A 21431-nucleotide genomic window follows, 5' to 3' on the forward strand; every position below is an offset into this window, starting at 1 on the left:
GTTAAGTTGAAATGGGTGTTCTTCGGATATCCAGCGCCGGGATCATCCGGCCTTCGTGCTGAAAGCACAGGTAATCCACGCCAAACGTGTCGCGGACCTTATCTGCGGTCAGCACCTCGGCGACGGTTCCGAAACTAGTCAGGCGTGTGGATTTCATCAGCGCCACATGGGACGCAAATTCGGGGATCATGACCAGATCGTGGACGATCATCACCACCGTGATCCCCAGCTCGGCCACCAGCGACAGCATCCGTCCCTTGGCGTCCGGGTCCAGATGGTTGGTGGGTTCGTCCAGAAACAGCAGGGACGGATTCTGGGCCAGCGCGCGGGCGATATGCGCCCGCTGACGCTCACCCCCGGACAGTTGCGCCATGCGCTTGCCCGCCAGAGCGCCAAGATGGGTCAGGTCGAGTATCCGGTCCAGTTCAGCCGCGTGTTCAGCCGCAGACCGGTCGGCCCGGATCGGGATCTGGCCAAGGGCCACATAGTCGCGCAGTTCCAGCCGTCCGTCGGGGTATTCCTGCTGGCTGACAACGGCGATCATGCGGGCGCGTTCGGTGGCCGACATCTGTTTCAGGCTGCGCCCGCCGACGCGCACATCGCCCAGAACCAGATCAGCCGCACCGCATAGCAGGTTCAGCAGCGTTGTCTTGCCTGCCCCATTGGGCCCCGCAATGGCCAGAATTGCCCCTTTGTCCAATTCGAACGAGACGCCCTGAAGCAGGACATCCCCGTTCAGGGCGTAATACTCCAGGTCTTCAGCAACCAAAAAGGGAGGGTGAGTCATGGTCGCCCTCCAAACTCCAGTCGCGGCATGCGGGACAGCGTCTTGGTATAAAGCGCCCGAGGCCGGTCCGTTGCGCTGGTCCAGCCATCAACGCTTTGCTGGTATTGATGGGCAAAGGTGGCCAGCGCGTCGATGTCGCGCTGCGTGCGGATGTCGCCGAACAGGTATTGCGCCTTGCCCACCGCCTGAAACCCAACCGTTATTGGCCGGGCACAGCCTGCCATACAGTCCACGGTGCGCACCGCAAACCCCACAGGCAGCTTATCTGCAAGCGCTGTTTGAATGGCCTCTGCGCTCAGTTCACCTTTGCAGGTCGTGCAGATCAGAATGACATGATCAGATTTTTCCGACATCCTCAGGCCCGCCCGTCAACAGCGGCCACAGAGTGTATCGATCGTCGAAACACGCGCCAGTCGTGTCATCATAGCCTCCTTCCAGGACGCCCCGCCCCGGGTTGGTTGAACATATGATGGCAGGTCTCCTGACTTGCGGGTCGTGGCTTTGCCATCCTTCCCAGCCGCCGGGCCAGTGGATATTTGGCATTGCTCACCGCTTACAGTTGCGGGGGCAGTTACGGATTTGGTGCCAGATGGCAAACCGCACCGTATTCCCTTTCTCTTCCCCTTGCGGGGAACCATCGTCAGATGGACTGCCCCAGTTCCTGCGATGGGTCAATGATAAAGTTCTCAGTTTGACAGTTTCCGGAGTGGGCGGGCGCAGATAAACTCTGCGCGTGCCCGCGGAAAGAGGCTGGAATGATCCCGTCTGATCGGTACAGTCGGGACATGCGCAATTGGGTTCACATTCTGGCCTTGTTGGCCCTGGGCTGGTTCGGCACTGCGGCCGCATCGGGCCAGGTGTTGGATTGGTCTGAACTGCCAGATCCCGCTGCCCAGAATTACGAGGACCCGTTTCGCGCCCTCACGCCCGAACAGTTCGATGATGTCATCTTTGCCCTGCGCCTGCGGGGCAGGTTGCAACAGGGTGCAGGCAGCGACGAAGAGCGCCGGAAATGGCAGATGCTTTTAACAGAAACCGAGGCCGCCCTGACCGCCGATGAAATTGATGTGGATTGGCTGCTGGATCAGGTGCAGGCGGTCACGCAGCGCCGGGATCATGCAGGATCTGCGGGCAATCCCGATCTTGATGGCCAGACCGTCACGCTGATGGGGTTTGCCATCCCTGCGCCGCCGGATGCAGATGGGCAGAGTGTCGTCTATCTGGTGCCGCAAAGCGGGATGTGCAGTCATCTGCCCGCGCCGCTGCCCAATCAGATGATCCGGGTCCGGTTGAATGTCGACTGGACGCCCAGCCATGTCCATCAGCCCGTTCGGTTGACCGGAACGCTCAGCATTGATCCGTCCGCGCAAAACGTGATGGTTGTTGACGGGATCATGCCCATGCGCGCGACGTTCCTGCTGGAGTCCGATCACGTCGAAACCCTGACCGTGCAGGAGGAGCAGTTGAACTGGACCCAAAGCACCAAGGATCACTTCCGCAAGGCAAACCGGCGCAAAAGTGGTGGCGCGCAAACTGCGGACTAAGGGTTGCGTCCCAGCGTTTTGTTTATTTGACAAAGCCCCGCGCGCCGTTACCCTGAGACATCTTTTTCGTGTATGAGTAACGTGGTTCGCGCCTCGCCCGAGGCCGTGGTTGAACAGATGAAACGCATTGACCTTGCACAGGTTGCGTCCCGGCATTGGGATGTTGTGATCGTTGGCAGCAGCTTTGCGGCAATGTTCTTTGCGCATGGTTTACCGCCCGATCTGGATGTGCTGATCGTCGAACAAGGCGGCATGCGCCCCCATGATGCGCAGCTGCGCGATGGCTGGCGACCGGGCGAGCCGATCACACAGCGCAACACATCCGGTTTGCGCAAGGACTGGCTGAGCTTTATCACTTTTGGCGGAAACTCGAATTTTTGGTGGGGGGATACGCCTCGGTTCCATCCTGATGATTTCCGTTTGCGCAGCCGGTTTGGTGTCGGGATGGACTGGCCCTTTGGGTATGAGGACATGGTCCCGTATTATGAACGTGCCGAAACCCTGATGGAGATCGCAGGCGGCGGGTCTGACCATATTCTGCCGCGCGACAAACCCTTTCCGCATCCTCACCACATACTATCGCGCGCCGATCAGGTGCTGCAGGCCCATAGCAATGCGTGGGTGCCGCTTCCGACCGCGCGGGCAAACGGGGGGACGCGCCCGACATGTTGTGCAAATGGCGTCTGCGGCATTTGCCCCATCGATGCAAAATTCACGATCCTCAACGGGTTTGAGCATCTTGCGCATCCCCGCGCCCATTATGTGCTTGAGACCGAGTTCCGAGAGATTGTCCTTCAGGGTGGGCAGGCCACCCATGGGGTGCTGCGCGGCCCGGATGGTAAGGACATCCAGGTTCAGGCCAGTGTCTTTGGGCTGGGGGCCAATGCCATTTTCAACGCGGCAATTCTGTTGCGGTCCGGTGTGACGTCTCCGGCGCTGGGCCGGTATCTGAACGAAGAGGCCTCGCAAACCGTTGTGATCGATACGGCTACGCTGAAAAACTATTTTGGCGGAACGTCCGAGACGAGCCACGGCTATCACTTTTATCACGGTATCGACCGCTCCGAGGCGGCGGCAGTGCTGATCGAAAGCTCGAACGCGCCCGCCAATATCCGTGAGGAACCGGGTAAATGGACCAACCGTCTGGTCCTGACCCTTGTGGCCGAGGATCTGCCCGTCGCTGAAAACCGCGTTCTGCTGGAAGGTGACGCGCCGGTGATCGAATGGACGGGCCACCACTCTTATGCTTTCCGCGGCCTGCAACGCGCGCTGGATGGGTTGCCCGACATAATCCCCGATGCGCTGGATAAAATGAGCGCCGGGCGCATCCAGCCTTCGCAGGCGCATATTCAGGGCACGCATCGGATCAGTACGGACCCCGCCGAGGGGGTGGTGGATGACTATCTGCGCCTGCACGAGGCCCCGAACGTCTTTGCGCTGGGCGCCGGGGCGTTTCCGACCTGCTCACCGGCCAACCCGACCCTGACCCTGTCGGCATTGTCGCTGCGCGCAGCCGGGGTGGTGCGATGAAACTGTCGAGACGCAGCGTATTGTTGGGGGGTGTGTGTCTGGCGGCAAGCGCGGGCGGGCTGGCGTTTGCCCTGCGACCGGGCGGCGTTGCAGCCCATGCTTCGGAGGTCATCGCGCGTGTCTACGGGGCCGAAATCGCAGCCCACCCCGCCGCGCAGGAGTTTTGCACGGCCTATGAGGCTTTTGTGATCGCCAAAGGTCTATCAGGTCAGGCGGTCAACACTGTCTTCAACCTCCGAGCCGGGTCGCTGCCTTATATTGCTGATGAGACCAAGAAAATGAGCCGCTCTATTGTGCAGAAATTCGCGACCTCGACCAATGTTGTGCTTGCACATGAATTGGGGATCGAACTGGAGTTCGTGGGAATTTTCCACCCGGTGGAAAACAGTTGCAGCAACCAACTGTCCTATCTTGGGTTGGTCTGGGCCGATTCTGTCGCCAGCGCCGGGTAGTCGGCGTTGTTTCAGGCCGGGGTTCTTTCATCCGGCTGGGCTGGCTGTTTGTCTGACAACCGTTGCGCAATTTGCGCCAGGGCTTGCCGCCGATCTGTCATGGCTGCCGTTTCGGGCAGGTTCAGATGGCCCAGAATGTCGGCCCACCGGTGCAGCCAATCGTGTTTCTGCAACGCGTTTTGCAGGTTGATCCGACGCATACGATCTTGTTCCGCCGGATCATCCAGGATTGAGACGATCCTTTCGACGGCGCGATCGGGGTCTTCCGGCAGGCGCAGAACTGACTCGGGCCAGTCGAAATAGCGCGTGTAATCCTCGGTCTCGGGGGCATAGCCCACTTGGATGGCCCCGCCGGCAAGACCTTCGACATGGCGCGGGCCCCATGCGATGTTGCCTTTTTTCTGGTCGTCATGGCCGATCTTGGCGATATCCACCATGAAAAGCTTGGAATGCTGAACCAGATTGGCCAACAGGTCGCGATGCACCTTGTGCTGCGCCGTTGTGGGCGGCTTGGTGGCAGAATCGTACAGATAAAACCCCTGCCGATCTGCGATTATCTTCAACAGGCGATCATGCAATTCGGGGCGCCTGCGACCCATGCAATACAGGTCAATGGGCCGATCCACATACAGGTTGCGTGGGGCGAACCGCACCATATCCGCAGCACCGGGCAGGTGAATGACAGGTTTTCCAGTGATCCGGCGCAACGCTTCGCAGGATTCTGCAAAGGCGCTGGCGATCAGGTCAAATTTGGACAGGGACCGGATCAGCGGCAGGTGTTGATCGATGCTGCTGGTCCAGACCTCTTCCAGCACACAGACCGCAAGACCGCAGCGCGCGCGCCAGTCCGGCACCGCATCCAGCGCCAACAGTTCCAGCGGCTTTTGCGCGTTACAAAAGAACAGATCAAAATTCCGGGTCAGAGGCGATTTCTGCACCCCCGAAGGCCAGTATTGAAACAAATCGCTGCGCCGTGACAGCCACCGTTTCGGATTGAAGGGCAGAGTGCCGTTTTGCCGTGGCGCGCAAATCTCGGCCGTTTCAATCTCGGCAATGACGTCTTCGAATTCGAACCCCGAACACCGCGATACGTTGTCATTCAGATTGCGCTGCGAAAACATCAAAACGCTACGTTCAGGCGGGGCAGATGCGGTCACATGCATATCCTCAAACAAATAAATCACCGCGAAATACACATGTGCGGTGCCGGCTTTTTAACAAATTACGCACGGTTCTGCGCCAGCACCTAGGGGATTCCTGCGGGACGGGTCGAAAACCGTGGAAACCAAGCCGATTGTCTGATTAGTTTTTGGTATTGCCCTTAGATGCCAATACGGGCGCAGCGCATCTTTCGTTTCGCTGCACCGTGGCGTGATTTGTGATCGGGGGCCTGCGTGTGGTTAAATGGTTGCGGTCGACAAAGGCGGTTTATTTTAATGATTTTCACAGAAACACATCTGCCGGGGGCCTATGTGGTCGACCTGCAGGAAATCTCGGATGATCGTGGATTTTTTGCCCGTGCCTTCTGCGCAGATGAGTTTGAAAAACACGGGCTGAAACCGGCAATCGCCCAGATAAACCTTTCGTTTAACGAGAAAAAAGGCACGCTGCGCGGATTGCATTACCAGCAGGCCCCGGCGCATGAGGCCAAGTTCATGCGCTGTATCACCGGCGCGATTTACGATGTGATCGTGGATATGCGCCCCGACAGCGCGACCTATTTGCAGCATTTCGGGATTGAGCTGTCGGCCGAAAACAGGCGCGCGCTCTATGTGCCCGAGATGTTTGCGCATGGCTATCTGGCGCTGAGCGATGGCGCGCAGGCGTACTATTCCGCCAGCGCATTTTACACCCCGGGGGTCGAGCGGGGGATTCGATACGATGATCCTGCCTTAAGTATACAATGGCCCAAACCTGTAACGATTGTTTCTGAAAAAGACGCGAACTGGCCCCTGCTTCATCCCTAGGCCCTGTCGCGATTCCAAGGAAAGACGGCTGTCCCATGACAAATACAAAGGAAGAAAAGACAACAGTGATGGTGACCGGGGGCGGTGGGTTCATCGGTCGCGCAATCGTGACGGTGCTGGCGCGCAATGGGCACCGGGTGGTTGCGACATATCGCTGTGACCCGCCTCCGAAAATCTATGGCGATGTGCATTGGGTTCGGGTTGATGTGACCAATGCCTCGGATGTTGGGGCCATTATCCATCTGCACCGTCCCAGCCATCTGATGGCTCTGGCCTGGTACATGGGGCCCGACAACCAGCAATCGCTTGAGAATTTTCGCTGGTTGCAGCATTCGATCGATCTGATGTTTGCCTTTGCGGAAGCGGGCGGCAAACGGGTGACCTTTTGCGGGTCCTGTATGGAATATGACTGGTCCGGGTCGGACAAGCTGCGCGAAGGGCAGACCCCTTTGAACCCGGCCACCGAATATGGCGGGGCCAAGGCGGCCATGTTCACGGCCTTTGGCCCCATGTGCAAGGCGTTGGATCTGTCGGGGGCCTGGGCGCGGCCCTTTTTTCTCTATGGTCCGGGGGAAAACCCGAACCGGCTGGCCGCAGATGTCATCCGCGCCCTTTTGCAGGGGCAAGAGGCGCTCTGCACTCATGGCAAGCAAAAACGCGATTTCCTGCATGTGGGGGATGTCGCCACCGCGATGACGGCCCTGATGTTCAGTGACCTGACCGGCGCGGTCAATATCGGCAGTGGCGCGGCAATCCCGCTGGCCGATCTGATCCACGAGATCGGCCGCCAGACCAAGGCAGAAGACCTGATCCGTCTGGGCGCGCGCGAGGCCCGCCCCGGTGATCCGCCGCTGGTCGAAGCGGACACCACCCGCCTGCACGACGAATTGGGTTGGAGCCCGAGATACACATTGAAAACCGGTATTGCGGACACCATCGCCTGGTGGCGCCGCGAGTTAGCAAGAGAACGTTGATATGAGTGACCAGAAGATCGTTATCCTAGGCTCGGGCATGTCCGGGTTGGGGGCTGCCCATCACCTGCACGGGGCGGGTGTATCCAGCCGGATGTATGACAAGAACGCCTTTCCCGGCGGTCATACGGCAACTTTTGCCCATGACAGCGGGTTCATCTTTGACGACGGGCCGCATATCTCATTCTCGAAAGACCCGCGGTTTCAGGAACTGTTCGCCGAAAACGTGGGCGGGGCCTATGAAAAGCTGCAGGCTTATGTGAACAACTACTACCACGGGGCCTGGGTGAAACACCCCGCGCAGGCCAATCTGCACAACCTGCCGGATGAGCTGAAAACACAGTGCATTCTGGATTTCATCGAAGCGTCCAAGCAAGAGGTTGTGGAAAAACCCGCCAACTACCTGGAATGGCTGATCTCGGTCTTTGGTGAGACGTTCGCGACCCATTTCCCTGCTGTCTACGGCAAGAAATACCACACCGTCGATGCCGATCAGATGAGCACGGTCTGGATGGGGCCGCGCCTTTATCGACCCTCGATGGATGAGGTGATCCGCGGCGCGATCTTTGCCGAGACGCCGGATGTACACTACATCACCGATTTCCGCTATCCGACCGATGGGGGGTTCATCTCATACCTCAAGCCGTTTCTGGAAAAGACCGATCTGCATCTGGATCACAAGGTCGTCGCGATCGACCCCGAGGCGCGAAGTGTTACCTTTGAAAACGGTGTGACCGAACAGTACGAGCACCTGATTTCCTCAATCCCGCTGCCTGATCTGGTCCCGATGGTCAAAGGCGCGCCGGACCATGTTCGCGCGGCGGCGTCCAAGCTGGCCTGCACCACCTGTGTGACGGTCAATCTGGGCCTTGCGCGGGATGATTTCACGCCCGCCACATGGACCTATATCTATGACGAGGACATCGTTTTCACCCGCCTCAGCTTTCCGCATAAAATGTCGACCAAAACCTGCCCGCCGGGCTGTGGGTCTATTCAGGCGGAATGCTATTACTCGCACAAATACCGCCCGTTCACCGGGTCTCCTGACGATCTGATCCAGCCGGTGATCGACGATCTGGTGAGGATCGGACTGATCGAAAAGGATGAGGAAATCCTGCACACCGATGCGCGGCTGATCACCCATGCCAATATCATCTTTGATCTGGACCGCGAACAGGCGCTGCCGATTGTGCACGACTGGCTGGATCAGATCGGCATCCACTATGTGGGCCGCTTTGGCGAATGGGGCTATCAGTGGACCGATGAGGCCTTCAAATCCGGCGAGCGCGGTGCGCGCACCGTGTTGGACCGGATCGGGGCGACAGTTTAAGCGACGGGTTGGGTCCGGCGAAAATCCTGATCCAGCTGGTTTTCCTGTAACAGCGCCTCAAGCTGCGCAAGACGCTTGTATTTCCGGCCCTCGAAATCCTCGACCTTCAGGTCACAGGCTTTGACCGCATCAAAGATTTGCTGCGCGCCGCGCACGGCGTCCCATTGCGGCGCGAACCCCGGAATGGATTTCTCGATCTTGGCGGAACTCACACGGTAGGACCGGTTATCGGGCCCGGCGTCAGCGGCATAGTCGATCTTTGCGCCGGGCACCGTGTCGGCCACGATCTCGGCCAGATCGCGGATTTGATAGTTATTCTCGGTCCGGCAGACATTGAACGCCTCGCCGGAAATCGCCTGTGGATCGGCTTGCAAGGTGGCCAGAAAGGCGCGGGCCATATCCTCGACATGGATGATGGGCCGCCACGGGGTGCCGTCCGACATCATCAGGATACGGCCCGAGGTATAGGCATGCGCGATCAGGTTGTTCAGCACGATGTCGAACCGCATCCGGGGGCTGGCCCCGTAAGCGGTGGCAAAACGCAGGAAAGTGGGGGTGAAACTGTCATCGGCCAGCGGTTTCAGGTCACGTTCGGCCAGAACCTTGGAGACGCCATAGTCGGTCTGCGGGTTCAGCTTGCCGTCTTCATCTACGAAATCCTCACCCGCGCGGCCATAATTGGAACAGGACGAGGCAAAGACAAATCGGGACACACCTGCCGCCTTGGCCTGCTTGGCCACATGCACGGTGCCTTCGTGGTTGATCTGCTGGGTCAGGCCCGGGCGCAATTGGCCCAGCGGGTCGTTGGACAGCGCGGCCAGATGCACCACCGCGTCAAACCCGGCCAGATCATCTGCCGTCAGATCGCGAATGTCCTTGCCCAGATTGGGAATATCGGGAACCGCCCCGCCGGGGGCGAAATCGGCCCTGTCAAAGAGATTTATATCGCACCCAGTCACCCGGATTCCCGCCTCGGCCAAGACCGGGGCGGTGACCGTCCCCACGTAGCCGAGATGACCCGTTAACAGGACGCTCTGAATGTTCCCATGTTGCCCACGGACGGTTGCCATTTTTCCACATCTCCTCAAGCCGGCGTTTGTCCGCCAAATGATCCATGCAATACCAGAAACCGGGATGGCGATAGGCCATCAGCTCACCCATTTCCATCAGCTTGGGCAGGGGGCCTTCTTCCCACATGATCTCGTCGCCATTCACGCTGGCGACGGCGTCAAACACGCCGGGCTCCAGAATGAAAAAGCCACCATTGATCCAGTCGGCGGCGGTTTCGGGTTTCTCCATAAAGCCTTCGACAAGCCCATCCTCGCGCACTTGCAGATGGCCAAAGGTGGTCAGCGGGCGCACCATTGTGATCGTGGCCAGCTTGCCGTGTGAGCGGTGAAAGGCGATCAGCGCGTCCAGATCGACATTCGACACACCATCCCCATAGGTCAGCATGAAGGTTTCATTGCCCAGATAGGGTTGCAGCCGCGCCAGACGCCCGCCGGTCATCGTATCCATGCCGGTATCGATCAGATCAACGGTCCAGGGCGGCGTCTGATCTTCGAACGCGCCGTTGGAATAGTCGGGCTCGCCAAACAGCTCACGCTGGTTGAAATCGATGCGCAGATTGCCCTGATACTGGCACAGGTTCGAGATATAGCGCTTGATCAGGTCACCCATATAGCCAAGCGCCAGCACGAACTCATGATGCCCATAGGCCGAGTAGTGCTGCATGATATGCCACAGAATCGGGCGATTTGCGATTTCAACCAGGGGCTTGGGGCGAACGCGGGTCTCTTCGATCAGGCGCGAGCCTTTGCCGCCTGCAAAAATGGCTGTTTTCAATAGTGCCTCCCCAAGAAACTGGTAACCAAACAAAAGCAAAAAACTGGGTATTCTTGAATTCGACACCACCGGGGCCGCTGCTGTCAATCGTTTGGGCACACCTTGGGGTAGAAAACCCGTGAATTCCCCAAAGCGGGCTAAGCAGTCGGCGCAGGTTGACCTGTCATTCCGCCTGACGGGCCCCTGCCCGGATCTTCGGTAGAGGTCGCGGCGCGGGCGTTGACGCTGTGCTTTACGGCCCGCGCAACAAGGTTCATCTTGGCGACATAGGCCACAAAGAACATCCAGCTGATATCCAGTCTGGACAGCAGGGTGCTTTCGGTGATGTTGGCAAAAATATAGGTCATCATCAGGGCCATTGTGCACACGATGGGTGTGCGATCCGCCACAAAGCGCAGGCTGAGGAAGGCGGAAAAGAAAAAGCGCACAATGGCCGTGAACAGCAGGACCACACCGATAAACCCGGTGTTCAGCCAGGTCTCGATCAATCCGTTATGCGAATAATGCGGCGCGAAGCCCAGATTCGATTTATTGGATAAAATCGCCAGTCGGCTGGAATCGGGGTTCCAGAAACTGCCATAGCCCCAGCCCAGCCAGAACCGATCCATGACATAGGGCCATGTCAGCTCCCAAATCGGGATTCTCTCGGACAGGGTCGGTTTGCGGCCGACCAATGCAAACAGGGGGTCCGCCATGGGCGAGGCCAGCAAAAACGCGATTGTGCCGACCAGCAGTACCGAAAACAGGATATAGCCAATGGCCCATGTCATCTCGAACCGGGGTAGGATCCAGCTGATCATAAGGGCGGTCATCGAAATCAGCCCCACCGCCTGCGAGGTCCGCGATTCCGAGGCGATCAGCAGCAGGATGGCCACGACCAGCGTCACCTGAAACATCAGCTTCAGCTTGCCCGACACCTGACCAATGGCATAGGCCGAGGTCAGCAGGGCCATGATGCACACAGCGCCCAGCGCATTCTTGTGCAAAAAGATACCGTTCCAGACATCGCCCCAAGGTGGAATGCCACGCGCCTGAGGCAGGGTCGCGATGGCCCCGACATTCAGCGCCATGATCAGCGCAAACGCCGCCGCCATGAACAGCAGTAACCCCCTGAGCGACATCAGGCTGCCCAGAACCAGGGCAAAGCCTGTTGTCACGACCAAGGGAACGCACCGTTCCGCAGCATAGGCCGGACGGTCGCTGAGGGTTGTGGACAACATCGCCCAGATCACCAGAACGGCCAGTTCTGGCGCGGCAAAGAACCCGCGAATGAAGTGCCGGTAATAAAGCGTGGTGATTGCCAGCACCGGCAGCAGCAGCAGGATTGAGATTTTGTTGGCCAGACTGTTCTGCCACAGCACGATCGGAAACAAATCCGTTCCAACGCAGACGGTCAGAACCAAACATATCGCCAGCACGATATGCCGAAATGCGGGGCCCGAGACATGCGCGTTCGGGCCGTTCTGAGTCAAAGTCGTCATAACAAAACCAACTGGCCAGCAAACTGACATCCGATCGGGTGCGCCAAATCGGACGAGTCCGGAAAATACGAATGCCTCAAGCCTAGGGCCCAGGCGCCGCGTTGTCTATCTGGGAGGCAGGTCTGGCATTTTCGATCCGTGTGAAGACCAGCTCTGCCGGAATAATCCTGTCACAAATGCCTGTGATGCGGTACGGCTATGGATCAGGCGCGATGGGTTTTGCGTTTGGGTTGCCTGCGTGGCCGGTGTCTTCACGGCGGCGCGACGGAAGTTGATATGTGTAACGAGTGTTCAGGGCCCATTCTTGGGCCGGTTTTGGGTGTAGGTTTCGATTTGCCGATTTTGGGAAACAATCCGCGATGACTTGGTTTTTTGTCCCCAGAATGCTCTCGGCATTTATTGCCATCGTGATTCTGATCGTTCTGACCCGCGTTCTGGGTGCAGCGGATTTCGGGCGCTATAACCTGACGGTTTTGGCGGGCATGCTGCTCTATTCCTTTTCTTTCAACTGGTTGGCCGTTTCGGTGGGCCGTTTTCATCACGCGCCGGAATTTCAGGGCAAGACGATAGCGACGGTGTTGGGGGCCTCGGCCTTGCTGGCGCTTTTGTTGATCTGCCTCGCCGTTGCGGCACATGCGCTTTTACCCTCGGGTTGGGTCGGCAGTTTCTATTTGGCCGTGCTTTTTTGCACCAGCCACGCGATGTATGAATTGGGCACTGTCTGCTTGCGCCAGTACAAAGAGGGCCCGAGATTTGCCGCCGTTACCCTGTTGCGTCAGGCACTGGGCGTGTCTCTGGCCGTGGCGTTTGTGCTGAATGGCGGCGGCTATGCCAGCGCAGTGATTGGCATGTCGCTGGGGGCGGCGATCACCGGCGCATATGCGCTGCTGCGTGCGGTTCGACGGTCTGGCATCACCCTGCCCGGCCTTGCGACGCTCAAGGTCTTTTTCCGATTCGGGTTCCCACTGGCTGCGGTGGCCTCCAGCGCGTCTTTCTTTGCGATGCTGTCGCAATCGTTGCTGGCCTATTTTGCCGGGTTGGAGGCGGCAGGGTATTTCGCGGCGGCGCAGACGCTTGCGTCAAAAGCGTTGCAATTACCGATGACAACATTGTCGCGCGTGGTGGCCCCCAGCGTGTTCGAGGCGCATGAGACCAACGGCGCGGCCTCATCCGATGCGGTGCTGGATCGGTATTTCTCGTTCCTGATCCTGATTTCGATGCCCATCGTCGTGGCGCTGATCTGTGCGGCGAATGTGTTCACCAACCTGCTGTTTGCACCGGAATTTGCCAGCAAAACGGACCTGTATCTGAGACTGCTCGCCCCTGCGGCGTTTGTCATCGGGTTGCAGGGTGCCTTTTTCAGCTATGCGTTCATGCGGTCGAAAATGACGGCGCTGCAGCTTGGGATCAGCATCGGATCTTTGATCGTGCATGCCGTGCTGTCTTTCCTATTGGTCTACACGTTCGGGGCACCTGGTGCGCCCTGGGCATTCCTGCTCAGTGGCGGCGTCAGCTTTGCGGCCTATTACATCATCGGGCAGCGGGTCGATCCGTTGCGCGTGCCTGGTCCTGAATTGTCAAAGGCAGCGATCGGGGCTTTGGCCTATGCGCCGTTCGCGATTGCGGCTGGGATGGCCTCGAATCTGGTGCTGCAGTTTTTGCTTTTGGCGGGGGGGCTGATTTTCATGGTCGCCGTCCTGATCGGGGTCCGGCAGGTCGCTGCGGTTGCTTTGTGGAAGAAAGCGCGCCATTGGGCAGTTTAAAGCCGAAATTGATTTCGAATTATTTATTAATTAACAGAATGTTAATCTCGTATCGGCAAATTTCTTCGCACTAGGTGGTGCCAAATTGCCGATCGGTCCTAGATTTTATGGAACGAAAGACACATGTCTCGTGGTTCAAAACCAATGGTGTTAAACTGAACCCGATCTTCTTGATGAGTTTCTTTTTCGGGTCCCTGACCCTGACGAGTACACGCTGAGAGGGTGCTGCCCAAAAACCGACACAATACTGCGCAAGGGTTATGCAGGTGCGTCAAATGCGGAAAGACAAAACCGAGCTAGGTCTGAGATGATAATTGTGTATTTGCTGTCGGGCCCAGTGGCCGCCGCGCTTTTGATCGTGGCATTGATCGCCTCGGGGGCCAGTACGGGCGCGGCTGTTGCCGGTGGCCTTATTGCCGGCTTTTTGGCGCCGGCCGTTATTGCGGGACTGCATTTGCTTTTCAAAAGCAAACTGCGCCTGAAACTGGACAATAAACTGTCGGTCGAAACCGAGCAGTAATTGGTATCCCGGCATGTCGGAGTGAAACGCGCAAAGCGGATTTAATCCGACAGAAATCGTTGCCAATACAAAGTTGTGAAAAAAGCAGCATTGCGTTTCACAATGCCGTTTCACCTCCATGATGTCTGAACAAAAAAGTTGTCTGGTTGGGCAATAAGTGCGAAGATATTTTCAGGGCAGAACCCGGCCTCTTTCTTTTTACCGAGTCGGGAAAATAATTTCGGGGCAACGGAAGTCAGGGCGTTGCACCTGAAATCTGTTGAGCAAAGCAAGTTTTGAACTCACGGGCCGCGCCTTTTTTCATGGGTGCAAACGCATGTGGGGATGTGAAGCGATACCTGAGTTCCGGGTGCGTTGTGAGTAGTCAGTGAGTGAGTTTTTGGGGGTCATTATGAACCACAACCGAGGTTCTTTTCCTATTGAAGAGACCGAAATTTATAATACCAATCAAAGCTTTATTTCTAATTCGGAAGATCACTCCAAACTGGAAAGCTTTTACGTGGCCAAAGGCAAGCGTCTGCTGGACATTTGCCTGGTCCTGATCGGTGCACCTTTTGTCTTGCCGCTGATGCTGTTGGTTGCGCTCTGTGTTCGGTTGGATGGGGGGCCTGCGATCTACAAGCAGAAACGCGTGGGCTTTGGCGGGCGCGAATTCGCCTTTCTGAAATTCCGCTCGATGATGATTGATGCTGATCAGATTTTTCAGGATCACATCAGGGAATGCCCCGCCGCGGCCGCCGAATGGCAGGCGCGCCAAAAGCTTGAGAATGATCCGCGCGTCACAAAGATCGGGCGGTTTATCCGCGCGACCTCGCTGGATGAGCTGCCTCAGCTTTGGAACGTTTTGATGGGGGATATGAGCCTGGTCGGCCCGCGCCCCATGTTGCCACAGCAGCAATCGATGTACCCGGGCGTGGACTACAACCTGCTCAAACCCGGGATCACCGGCTTATGGCAGGTGTCCGAGCGCAACGATGTCGAGTTTTCGGACCGCGCCATTTTCGACAGTGAATATGCGCGGAAAATCAGCCTGGGGCTGGACCTCAAGATACTGTTTCAGACGGTTGGGGCCGTGTGCAATCGCACGGGTCGCTGAACGACACATCGCAACCCTTGAGAACAGAGGGATGTTACGATCATGGAAGACGTGAAAAAAACCGCCTTTAGCTCAGTGCCCAAATGGTTTGGGGGCTTGGTTCCGATGCGCAACTTCTGCGCCGCTGCCCTGGCGCTGGGGGTCTTGTCCGCGCCCGTCGCGGCCGATTACAAGCTTGCGCCGGGGGATCAGTTGCGGGTGTCGCTGACCGGGCTTGAGGGCCTGTCTTTCGACGCTATCATCGACGCCCATGGCAACGTCAATCTGAAATGGCTGGGCCATTTCGAGGCCCAGGGCCTGCTGGCGGATGAGCTTGAGATGCTGGTACGGCAGGATGCGGCCGGGAAGATCGTCAAACAATACAATCAGAACGGTGAGATTTACATCATTCAGCTGGATGGTGACGAAATCGAAGTTGCGCGTAACGGATACCGGCCCATCATTATCGGCGGTGATGTGGCGCGTACCGGACAGATCGATTTCCGCCCCGCCATCACCGCGCGCGAGGCGGTGGCGCTGGCCGGTGGGGTCAGAAGCATGCTGTTGGCCGATGATGTCACTGTCGATCCCATTCAACTACTGCGCTGGCAGACCACCTATGGACAGGCCGCGCTGCAACACGCGCAGGCGATGGTGCAGGTCTGGCGAACAACGTCCGAGTTGCGTCAACACCTAGAGTTAGAGCCACCGGCGCAGGGCCAGGTCTCGGTCTCTGCTTCGGTGCTGGATGAGCTGATCTCGGAACAGATGCGGATTCGTGCGGTCAATCAGGAAAACGAAGCCGGTGAGCGTCAGTATTTCGAGGATGCCGAAGATCAGGCGGAAAAGCGCATTGAAATCCTGAAGGAACAGGAGGTTGAACTGGCCAAGGCACTGGCCGCGGATGAGGAAGAAGAAGAACGGGTCATCAGCCTGGTGGAACGCGGCCTGACTGCGGGGTCCCGTCTGGCCGATACGCGGCGGACCACGGTTCTATCGGCCACCCGCTTGCTTGAGGTCGAAGAGGATCTGGCCACAACAAATCTGGTTTTGACCCGCCTCAGACGGGATCAGGAACTGTATGAACAGGAACGATCCCTGCGCCTGTTGCAACAACGCCGCGAGGCCCATCTGGCGCTGCGGGATGCCAGCCTCCAGATGGATACGATCGCAAAATACCTTGCAGGCGCATCCAGCGAGATCGGAACCGAGAGCCTGATCAGTGACATTGATTATACGGTGACGATCTTCCGGGTTGTTGACGGCCAGTTGCAAGAGCTGCGGGCCGACAAGCTGACCCAATTGTTGCCGGGCGACAGTATCGAAATCTCGGTTGAACAAGTGACCGAGCAGACGTCGCAACTGACGGAATGAAGGGATGAGAATACCGCCCTGACGGGCGCATGTTCGGGCCAGGTTCTCTTTGACCTTCGCATTTTGATTGGCCCCAGAGTTTACGAGTTTCAATGGCTTATCTAAAAACGCAATCCAGTCTGTCTACCCCTGTCTCTGAGATGAGAACGCTAAAGGCCGTTCTGCTGGTTTTCTGTTTTGCCTTCATGCAAATGGCCCCTGCGGTGATCAACGGCTATCCGTTCATTTTCTTTGATACGCGGGGATACAACAACGCGGGCAAAGCGGTGGTGCAGACCGTCGCCGGAAAGCTGGGCAGTGAGACTGTGCAGGTCCCCCAGACGCAGGACAGCCAACCTGCGACCGCTGGGGCGGTAGAGGACAAAACCAAACGTGCAATTCCCATGTCACGCTCGCCCTATTATGGGGTCTTTGTCTTTGCCTTCCTGCAATCCAACGCATTTTTGCTGGCGCTGCTGCAATCTTTGATCGTTGGCTATGCGGTCTGGCTGGTTGTGCGAAAAATATGTACTGAGAACCCGGCGACACCGTATCTGATTGGCGGTGCGATCTGTGCTATTGCGACGCCGCTGCCCTATTTTTCAACCTACGCCATGCCAGATGTGTTTGCGGCGCTGGTGCCGGTGTGTCTGTTCCTGCTGTGCTTTGCCAAACGCGACCTGAATGTGTGGCAAATGGTCTTTTGTTGGGTCACGCTGACGGCCTCGGTCGCCTTTCACAACAGTCATATCCTGTTGATCTTTGGTTTGCTCGCGCTGCTGGCGCTTATGGCGCTGTGGCCGCAAATACGGCCTGTTCTGTCGGGATGGGTGCTGTCTGTTTTGGCGTTTGGGACGGGCATCGCCGCGGTGTTTGCCTTTGCTTTTGTGTCCTATGCGGTCTTTAACAGCTGGCCCCAAAGCCTGCCATTTCTGACCGGCCGGGGGATTGAGGACGGCCCGGTCGCCGCGTTGATCGCCGAAGAATGCGGCGGGCATGATTTTGCCATTTGTCAGGCAGGGCCATTGGACAATACGGATTCGCAATATTTTCTGTGGGACCGGAACGGGTTTTACCAAACTGCGGATGAAGCAACCAAACAGCGGCTCAGCGCCGAGGATGCGACCGTGTTCCTGACCGCAGCGCGTACCTATCCGGGGATGCAGCTGCTATCGTCGCTGAAAAACACGGCCGAGCAATATGGAATGTTCGGATTGTATGAATTTCAAACGGCTGAACGCGTCATAACCGACAGCGCCCCCCATTACATGACGGAACGTGCGTTCTCAGACTACGCCCAGTCGCGGGCTGTGACAGGGCAGTATCCGTTCGAATTCTTGTCAGCCGTTGTCTACGTCGCGGTCGCACTAAGCGTGCTAGGGGTGGCCCACGCCTTTCGATGGCGGGCCGTGTCAAATACCGCACTGGCGTTGGTGGTGCTGATCTTTGCAACGCTGGTAATGAATGCGGTCATCTGTGGCGTGCTGTCCGATCCGCACCACAGGTATCAGGCGCGGGTTATCTGGTTGCTGCCGTTCCTGGCCACGTTGCTGGTGTTTCAGACAGCGCAGGTCAGGTCGCGATCTCAGGGTCAGGAACCTAAGGGTTTGGCCCCGGGTATTGCAGATAGCTAAGGCGCCGGGCCTCGCGCCTGCCGCGCGAGACTGTGTCCAGTATCAGCGCGCATGCGACACAAACCACGGTGATGACAAACCCCGACAAAGACGCAAAGAGCGAGGGAAAACGTGCCACTTGGCTGGTTTCGATGAACTCGAACAGCACCGAGAGGAATACCAGAAAGGACGGCACGAATATCACCCCGGCCAGCGTCAGGAAGAACAACATCGGGTTCTCTTCCTTGACCAAAAAGCTGATCATGCGCAGGATTTTGATCCCGTCCCCGTAGGTCGAAAGTTTCGATTCCGAGTTTTCGGGCCTGGCCCTGTAGTTGATCGGTACCTCGTCGATGGGCAGCCGCAATTGCAGGGCATGCACGGTCAGTTCGGTCTCGATCTCAAAGCCGCTGGACATGCTGGGAAAGCTTTTGACAAACCGTCGGCTAAAGATGCGATAGCCCGACAGCATATCGTTCAGGTTCTTGCCGAAAAACACCCGCACCATCGAGGTGAGCAGCCGGTTGCCGAATTTATGCCCCCGGCGATATGCGGCCTCATCCGAATGTTGTCGCGCGCCGTTCAGCATATCCAGATTCTTGCTGCGCAATTGATCGACCATGTCGCGCACGGTGCTGGCGTCATAGGTCGCGTCCCCATCGGCCATCACATAGATATCCGCTTCGACATCGGCAAACATGCGACGCACCACGTTGCCTTTACCCTTGTTGGCCTCGGACCGGACGATTGCGCCTGCCTCGGTGGCGACCTTTACGGTCTGATCCGTCGAGTTGTTGTCAAACACATAGATCGCGGCTTCGGGCAGGGCTGTTTTGAATTCCGTGACTGTTAGGCCAATCGCTGCTTCTTCGTTGTAGCAGGGTAAAATCACCGCAATCCGACACTGGGCGCCAGAGCTGTCAGTCTCCGTGGAAAAACCGGGCAGGTCAGAGGTTTCGTTTTCCTTCAACAAGGTCTTTTCCTTCCAACCCAAACAATCTTAACATCACCAATGCGTTTGAAATTACCAGAAATTCAGACCTGTCAAAAGAAAAACCCGATGACTTGCTTTTGATGAAAAACCTTGTTTCAGAGTATATGAAAGTATTGGAGTTTGCTGTCAGTTGTTTCCACGATGTTGTCTTCACAGTTCTTGAAATTCGCAATTGTGGGTGCGGTGGCCTTTGTGGTGGATGCCGCATTGCTGATGATTGCTATTCAAGGGCTGAACTGGCCCCCCGAGGGCGCGCGCATCCTGTCCTTTCTGGGCGCTGTGACAACGACCTGGTATTTGAACCGAACTTTCACCTTTGCCACACAAGCCGCGCCCAACGTTTCGGAGTTTGTCAGCTATGTGCTGGCGATGAGTTTCGGACTGGCGGTGAATTACGCGGTTTTTGTCGCCGTGATCCGGTTGAATGACATTGCGGGGACCTATCCGGTGCTGGCCCTGGTGCCTGCAACGCTGGCTGGGATGGTCATAAACTTCCTGTTTTCGCGTAGAATTCTGGATGCAAAGGATCGTCCGGAATAGGCGCTTATTCGACTTGTGCGGTGGCGATGTGCTTGGTCAGTTCTTCACGATCTGCCGCGCTTAGCAGCCAATCGTCTTCGGCCCCGCTGGCCATGCCCAATTGCGTGATATTGGGGCGTGATACGCCCAGCAGTTTTCGGACCTGATCGCGGTATTTGAAACCGACAACGCCTGTCACCGCGCCGCCCGCCGCGAAACCGCCAACGCCGAACAGCAGGCTTCTTCGGGTTAACCTGTTAAACCTCATTGATCCCTCCCAGTTTGTCGCCCAGCCGCGCGGCCAAAGCCATGATCGTCAGCGTCGGATTGGCATGCCCGACCGACGTGAACATCGATGAGCCCGCAACAAAGAGGTTCTGATATCCGTGCACCCGGCAGTCGGCATCTACGACGCTGGTTTTTGGTGATGTACCCATCCGGGTGGTGCCCATCGTGTGGCCTCCGCCAGAGACGCCAAAGATGATTTCGTCATTCGACATGCGCAGCCGCCCGGTATCGGCGGTCATCAGCCGTTCGCCCAAAAGCTCAAGAAACGTGTCTACGGCGCGGAAAACGCGCCCGCCGACATGGAAACTGGTGCGCAATTTATGCAGCCCGGCCGGATCGGTGCCCGACCGCAGGGTGACGCGGTTTTCGGGATCGGCATCCATTTCGGCCCGGACAATGATGCCGTAGGCCACAGCGTCGTCGCCCCATTTCTCGGCAAACATGGCTTCAACAGAGTCATTGGGATTAAACCGGCTTGGGTACAGCGCGGCCGAAACCTCAAGCGCGCCCAGTTGTTCATACAGCGCGTCGTCCGGTTCAAGCAGATCAACGCGAACCCCGAAATCGTCTGGTAAGTCAGGCAGCCGGAAGGCACCACTGCCGATCAACTTGGCGCAATCGGGAAAATGCGGATGCTCCATCAGATAGCGCCCGACCTGATCGGTCTCATTGCCGACGGCAGGCCCGTTTTCCTGGTAAGAGCTGAGCAGAATTTGTGCGTTCCCCATCGCCCCGGCGGCCAGAACGACCGTCTGATCCGCCCGCAGATCGATCTTTTTGACATCACCGCCGGGCATATGAACCGAGATCGCCTCAACCCCGTGCCGGTCATCGCGGGGATATAGCCGGTTCAGCGTCGTCCCAAGTGCCAGATCGATATTGGGCATCCGATCATAGCGCTGCGGCTCGCGGATCAGGCGCAAGGGTTCCTCGGTAGAAATCGGGCGGTAGACAAAGCCGGGCTCAAAGCCCGCTGCATATTCCAGAAAAGGCTCGGTTCGGTTCAGAAGATCGGCTGCGATCTTGTAATAGGGGGCAAGGTCCTGGGCCGTGATTGGCCATTGGCGAAAGTTGCGTTCGATCATCGTGCTGCAATAGCCAGCCCAAACTGCCGAGGTTCCCCCCATCGCGCGCACCCAATGCACGGGCCAGTGAGAGCCGTCCAAATGCCCGCGGCCGGTTATATCTGCAAAGTCGGATTGAACAGACCCGTCATATTCGGTTTGCCCGGTTTCCAGCAAGATCGCGCTTTTGCCCGCCTCTGCTAGACGCTGCGCCATGGCATAGGCCGCAAGCCCCGAGCCCGCTACGATCACATCGTATTTGCTGAAATTTGCTTCCCCTGCTGAAACCTGCACACTGATAACCCGACACAAAAAACAAAAAAGAATCACGTTCT

At 57.6% G+C, this 21431-nt stretch carries 21 protein-coding genes and 1 riboswitch; of the genes, 12 read left to right on the forward strand and 9 right to left on the reverse strand.

Going from position 1 to position 21431, the window contains the following annotated elements; translation table 11 throughout:
- Window position 1: 1 nt before the first annotated feature.
- Window positions 2-787, reverse strand: coding sequence for an ABC transporter ATP-binding protein (locus tag ACR0J5_RS10930; RefSeq protein WP_480653211.1), 786 nt, complete (start codon window positions 785-787; stop codon window positions 2-4).
- On the reverse strand, window positions 784-1140 hold the full coding sequence (locus ACR0J5_RS10935; RefSeq protein WP_480653213.1) for a DUF1636 family protein: 357 nt from the start codon (window positions 1138-1140) through the stop codon (window positions 784-786). The genes ACR0J5_RS10930 and ACR0J5_RS10935 overlap by 4 nt, the downstream gene beginning before the upstream one ends.
- A 101-nt stretch (window positions 1141-1241) precedes the next feature.
- Window positions 1242-1441: riboswitch (cobalamin riboswitch) on the reverse strand.
- Between the two features lie 101 nt (window positions 1442-1542).
- On the opposite strand from ACR0J5_RS10935, the gene ACR0J5_RS10940 reads away from it, so the two are divergent.
- The 3 genes from ACR0J5_RS10940 to ACR0J5_RS10950 all read left to right on the forward strand — a co-directional run bounded on the left by ACR0J5_RS10940 (window position 1543) and on the right by ACR0J5_RS10950 (window position 4313).
- Window positions 1543-2331: a DUF3299 domain-containing protein gene (locus ACR0J5_RS10940; RefSeq protein ID WP_480653215.1), complete on the forward strand. Its 789-nt coding sequence runs from the start codon at window positions 1543-1545 to the stop codon at window positions 2329-2331.
- A 72-nt stretch (window positions 2332-2403) separates the two neighbouring features.
- Entirely contained in the window at window positions 2404-3861 is a 1458-nt protein-coding gene (locus ACR0J5_RS10945; protein ID WP_480653217.1) for a GMC oxidoreductase, read from the forward strand.
- Window positions 3858-4313 carry a hypothetical protein gene (locus tag ACR0J5_RS10950; protein ID WP_480653219.1) on the forward strand — a complete coding sequence of 152 codons (456 nt, stop codon included), beginning with the start codon at window positions 3858-3860 and terminating at the stop codon, window positions 4311-4313. The genes ACR0J5_RS10945 and ACR0J5_RS10950 overlap by 4 nt, the downstream gene beginning before the upstream one ends.
- An 11-nt stretch (window positions 4314-4324) precedes the next feature.
- On the opposite strand, the gene ACR0J5_RS10955 is transcribed toward ACR0J5_RS10950, so the two are convergent.
- Window positions 4325-5470: a glycosyltransferase gene (locus ACR0J5_RS10955; RefSeq protein ID WP_480653221.1), complete on the reverse strand. Its 1146-nt coding sequence runs from the start codon at window positions 5468-5470 to the stop codon at window positions 4325-4327.
- A gap of 279 nt (window positions 5471-5749) precedes the next feature.
- On the opposite strand from ACR0J5_RS10955, the gene rfbC reads away from it, so the two are divergent.
- From rfbC to ACR0J5_RS10970, 3 genes are read left to right on the forward strand one after another with little or no spacing between them, the layout of a single operon-like run.
- Window positions 5750-6280 (forward strand): dTDP-4-dehydrorhamnose 3,5-epimerase, encoded by a 531-nt coding sequence (gene rfbC, locus ACR0J5_RS10960; protein ID WP_480653223.1) that lies wholly within the window; start codon window positions 5750-5752, stop codon window positions 6278-6280.
- Between the two features lie 35 nt (window positions 6281-6315).
- The gene (locus ACR0J5_RS10965) at window positions 6316-7254 is read left to right on the forward strand and encodes an NAD-dependent epimerase/dehydratase family protein (RefSeq protein ID WP_480653225.1); all 939 of its coding nucleotides are present in this window, start codon (window positions 6316-6318) and stop codon (window positions 7252-7254) included.
- 1 nt (window position 7255) lies between these two features.
- Window positions 7256-8581: a protoporphyrinogen/coproporphyrinogen oxidase gene (locus ACR0J5_RS10970; protein ID WP_480653227.1), complete on the forward strand. Its 1326-nt coding sequence runs from the start codon at window positions 7256-7258 to the stop codon at window positions 8579-8581.
- On the opposite strand, the gene ACR0J5_RS10975 is transcribed toward ACR0J5_RS10970, so the two are convergent.
- The 3 genes from ACR0J5_RS10975 to ACR0J5_RS10985 form a co-directional block, all read right to left on the reverse strand.
- Window positions 8578-9585: an NAD-dependent epimerase/dehydratase family protein gene (locus ACR0J5_RS10975; protein ID WP_480653229.1), complete on the reverse strand. Its 1008-nt coding sequence runs from the start codon at window positions 9583-9585 to the stop codon at window positions 8578-8580. The two genes, ACR0J5_RS10970 and ACR0J5_RS10975, sit on opposite strands and share 4 nt — an antisense overlap.
- Window positions 9512-10426, reverse strand: a complete 915-nt coding sequence (rfbF, locus tag ACR0J5_RS10980) for a glucose-1-phosphate cytidylyltransferase (RefSeq protein ID WP_480653231.1) — start codon at window positions 10424-10426, stop codon at window positions 9512-9514. Before rfbF ends, ACR0J5_RS10975 begins: the two co-directional genes overlap by 74 nt.
- A 137-nt stretch (window positions 10427-10563) precedes the next feature.
- On the reverse strand, window positions 10564-11907 hold the full coding sequence (locus ACR0J5_RS10985) for an O-antigen ligase family protein (protein ID WP_480653233.1): 1344 nt from the start codon (window positions 11905-11907) through the stop codon (window positions 10564-10566).
- Window positions 11908-12266: 359 nt separating this feature from the next.
- On the opposite strand from ACR0J5_RS10985, the gene ACR0J5_RS10990 reads away from it, so the two are divergent.
- From ACR0J5_RS10990 to ACR0J5_RS11010, 5 genes are all read left to right on the forward strand, one after another.
- Window positions 12267-13670, forward strand: coding sequence for an oligosaccharide flippase family protein (locus ACR0J5_RS10990; protein ID WP_480653235.1), 1404 nt, complete (start codon window positions 12267-12269; stop codon window positions 13668-13670).
- 337 nt (window positions 13671-14007) lie between these two features.
- A complete protein-coding gene (locus ACR0J5_RS10995; protein ID WP_480653237.1) occupies window positions 14008-14190 on the forward strand; it encodes a hypothetical protein in 183 nt (60 codons plus the stop codon).
- 391 nt (window positions 14191-14581) lie between these two features.
- Window positions 14582-15286, forward strand: coding sequence for a sugar transferase (locus tag ACR0J5_RS11000; protein WP_480653239.1), 705 nt, complete (start codon window positions 14582-14584; stop codon window positions 15284-15286).
- Between the two features lie 42 nt (window positions 15287-15328).
- Complete coding sequence (locus ACR0J5_RS11005) at window positions 15329-16639, forward strand: polysaccharide biosynthesis/export family protein (protein WP_480653241.1); 1311 nt, start codon at window positions 15329-15331, stop codon at window positions 16637-16639.
- 140 nt (window positions 16640-16779) lie between these two features.
- Window positions 16780-18252, forward strand: coding sequence for a hypothetical protein (locus ACR0J5_RS11010; protein WP_480653243.1), 1473 nt, complete (start codon window positions 16780-16782; stop codon window positions 18250-18252).
- Here ACR0J5_RS11010 and ACR0J5_RS11015 read toward each other — a convergent pair.
- Window positions 18218-19204 carry a glycosyltransferase family 2 protein gene (locus ACR0J5_RS11015; protein WP_480653245.1) on the reverse strand — a complete coding sequence of 329 codons (987 nt, stop codon included), beginning with the start codon at window positions 19202-19204 and terminating at the stop codon, window positions 18218-18220. The genes ACR0J5_RS11010 and ACR0J5_RS11015 overlap by 35 nt on opposite strands.
- 180 nt (window positions 19205-19384) lie before the next feature.
- Between ACR0J5_RS11015 and ACR0J5_RS11020 the strand changes: the two genes are divergently transcribed.
- Window positions 19385-19765: a GtrA family protein gene (locus ACR0J5_RS11020; protein ID WP_480653247.1), complete on the forward strand. Its 381-nt coding sequence runs from the start codon at window positions 19385-19387 to the stop codon at window positions 19763-19765.
- A gap of 4 nt (window positions 19766-19769) precedes the next feature.
- On the opposite strand, the gene ACR0J5_RS11025 is transcribed toward ACR0J5_RS11020, so the two are convergent.
- Entirely contained in the window at window positions 19770-20012 is a 243-nt protein-coding gene (locus ACR0J5_RS11025) for a hypothetical protein (RefSeq protein ID WP_480653249.1), read from the reverse strand.
- The gene (locus tag ACR0J5_RS11030; protein ID WP_480653251.1) at window positions 20002-21348 is read right to left on the reverse strand and encodes a GMC oxidoreductase; all 1347 of its coding nucleotides are present in this window, start codon (window positions 21346-21348) and stop codon (window positions 20002-20004) included. Before ACR0J5_RS11030 ends, ACR0J5_RS11025 begins: the two co-directional genes overlap by 11 nt.
- Window positions 21349-21431: the final 83 nt, after the last annotated feature.

Source organism: Ruegeria sp. BE1 (assembly GCF_056538885.1).

Bases quoted from the DNA above. Each gene is read 5' to 3' on its own strand.
- ACR0J5_RS10930 (WP_480653211.1), bottom strand. From the start codon at position 787: ATGACTCACCCTCCCTTTTTGGTTGCTGAAGACCTGGAGTATTACGCC.
- ACR0J5_RS10935 (WP_480653213.1), bottom strand. From the start codon at position 1,140: ATGTCGGAAAAATCTGATCATGTCATTCTGATCTGCACGACCTGCAAA.
- ACR0J5_RS10940 (WP_480653215.1), top strand. From the start codon at position 1,543: ATGATCCCGTCTGATCGGTACAGTCGGGACATGCGCAATTGGGTTCAC.
- ACR0J5_RS10945 (WP_480653217.1), top strand. From the start codon at position 2,404: ATGAGTAACGTGGTTCGCGCCTCGCCCGAGGCCGTGGTTGAACAGATG.
- ACR0J5_RS10950 (WP_480653219.1), top strand. From the start codon at position 3,858: ATGAAACTGTCGAGACGCAGCGTATTGTTGGGGGGTGTGTGTCTGGCG.
- rfbC (WP_480653223.1), top strand. From the start codon at position 5,750: ATGATTTTCACAGAAACACATCTGCCGGGGGCCTATGTGGTCGACCTG.
- ACR0J5_RS10965 (WP_480653225.1), top strand. From the start codon at position 6,316: ATGACAAATACAAAGGAAGAAAAGACAACAGTGATGGTGACCGGGGGC.
- ACR0J5_RS10970 (WP_480653227.1), top strand. From the start codon at position 7,256: ATGAGTGACCAGAAGATCGTTATCCTAGGCTCGGGCATGTCCGGGTTG.
- ACR0J5_RS10985 (WP_480653233.1), bottom strand. From the start codon at position 11,907: ATGACGACTTTGACTCAGAACGGCCCGAACGCGCATGTCTCGGGCCCC.
- ACR0J5_RS10990 (WP_480653235.1), top strand. From the start codon at position 12,267: ATGACTTGGTTTTTTGTCCCCAGAATGCTCTCGGCATTTATTGCCATC.
- ACR0J5_RS11000 (WP_480653239.1), top strand. From the start codon at position 14,582: ATGAACCACAACCGAGGTTCTTTTCCTATTGAAGAGACCGAAATTTAT.
- ACR0J5_RS11005 (WP_480653241.1), top strand. From the start codon at position 15,329: ATGGAAGACGTGAAAAAAACCGCCTTTAGCTCAGTGCCCAAATGGTTT.
- ACR0J5_RS11010 (WP_480653243.1), top strand. From the start codon at position 16,780: ATGAGAACGCTAAAGGCCGTTCTGCTGGTTTTCTGTTTTGCCTTCATG.
- ACR0J5_RS11025 (WP_480653249.1), bottom strand. From the start codon at position 20,012: ATGAGGTTTAACAGGTTAACCCGAAGAAGCCTGCTGTTCGGCGTTGGC.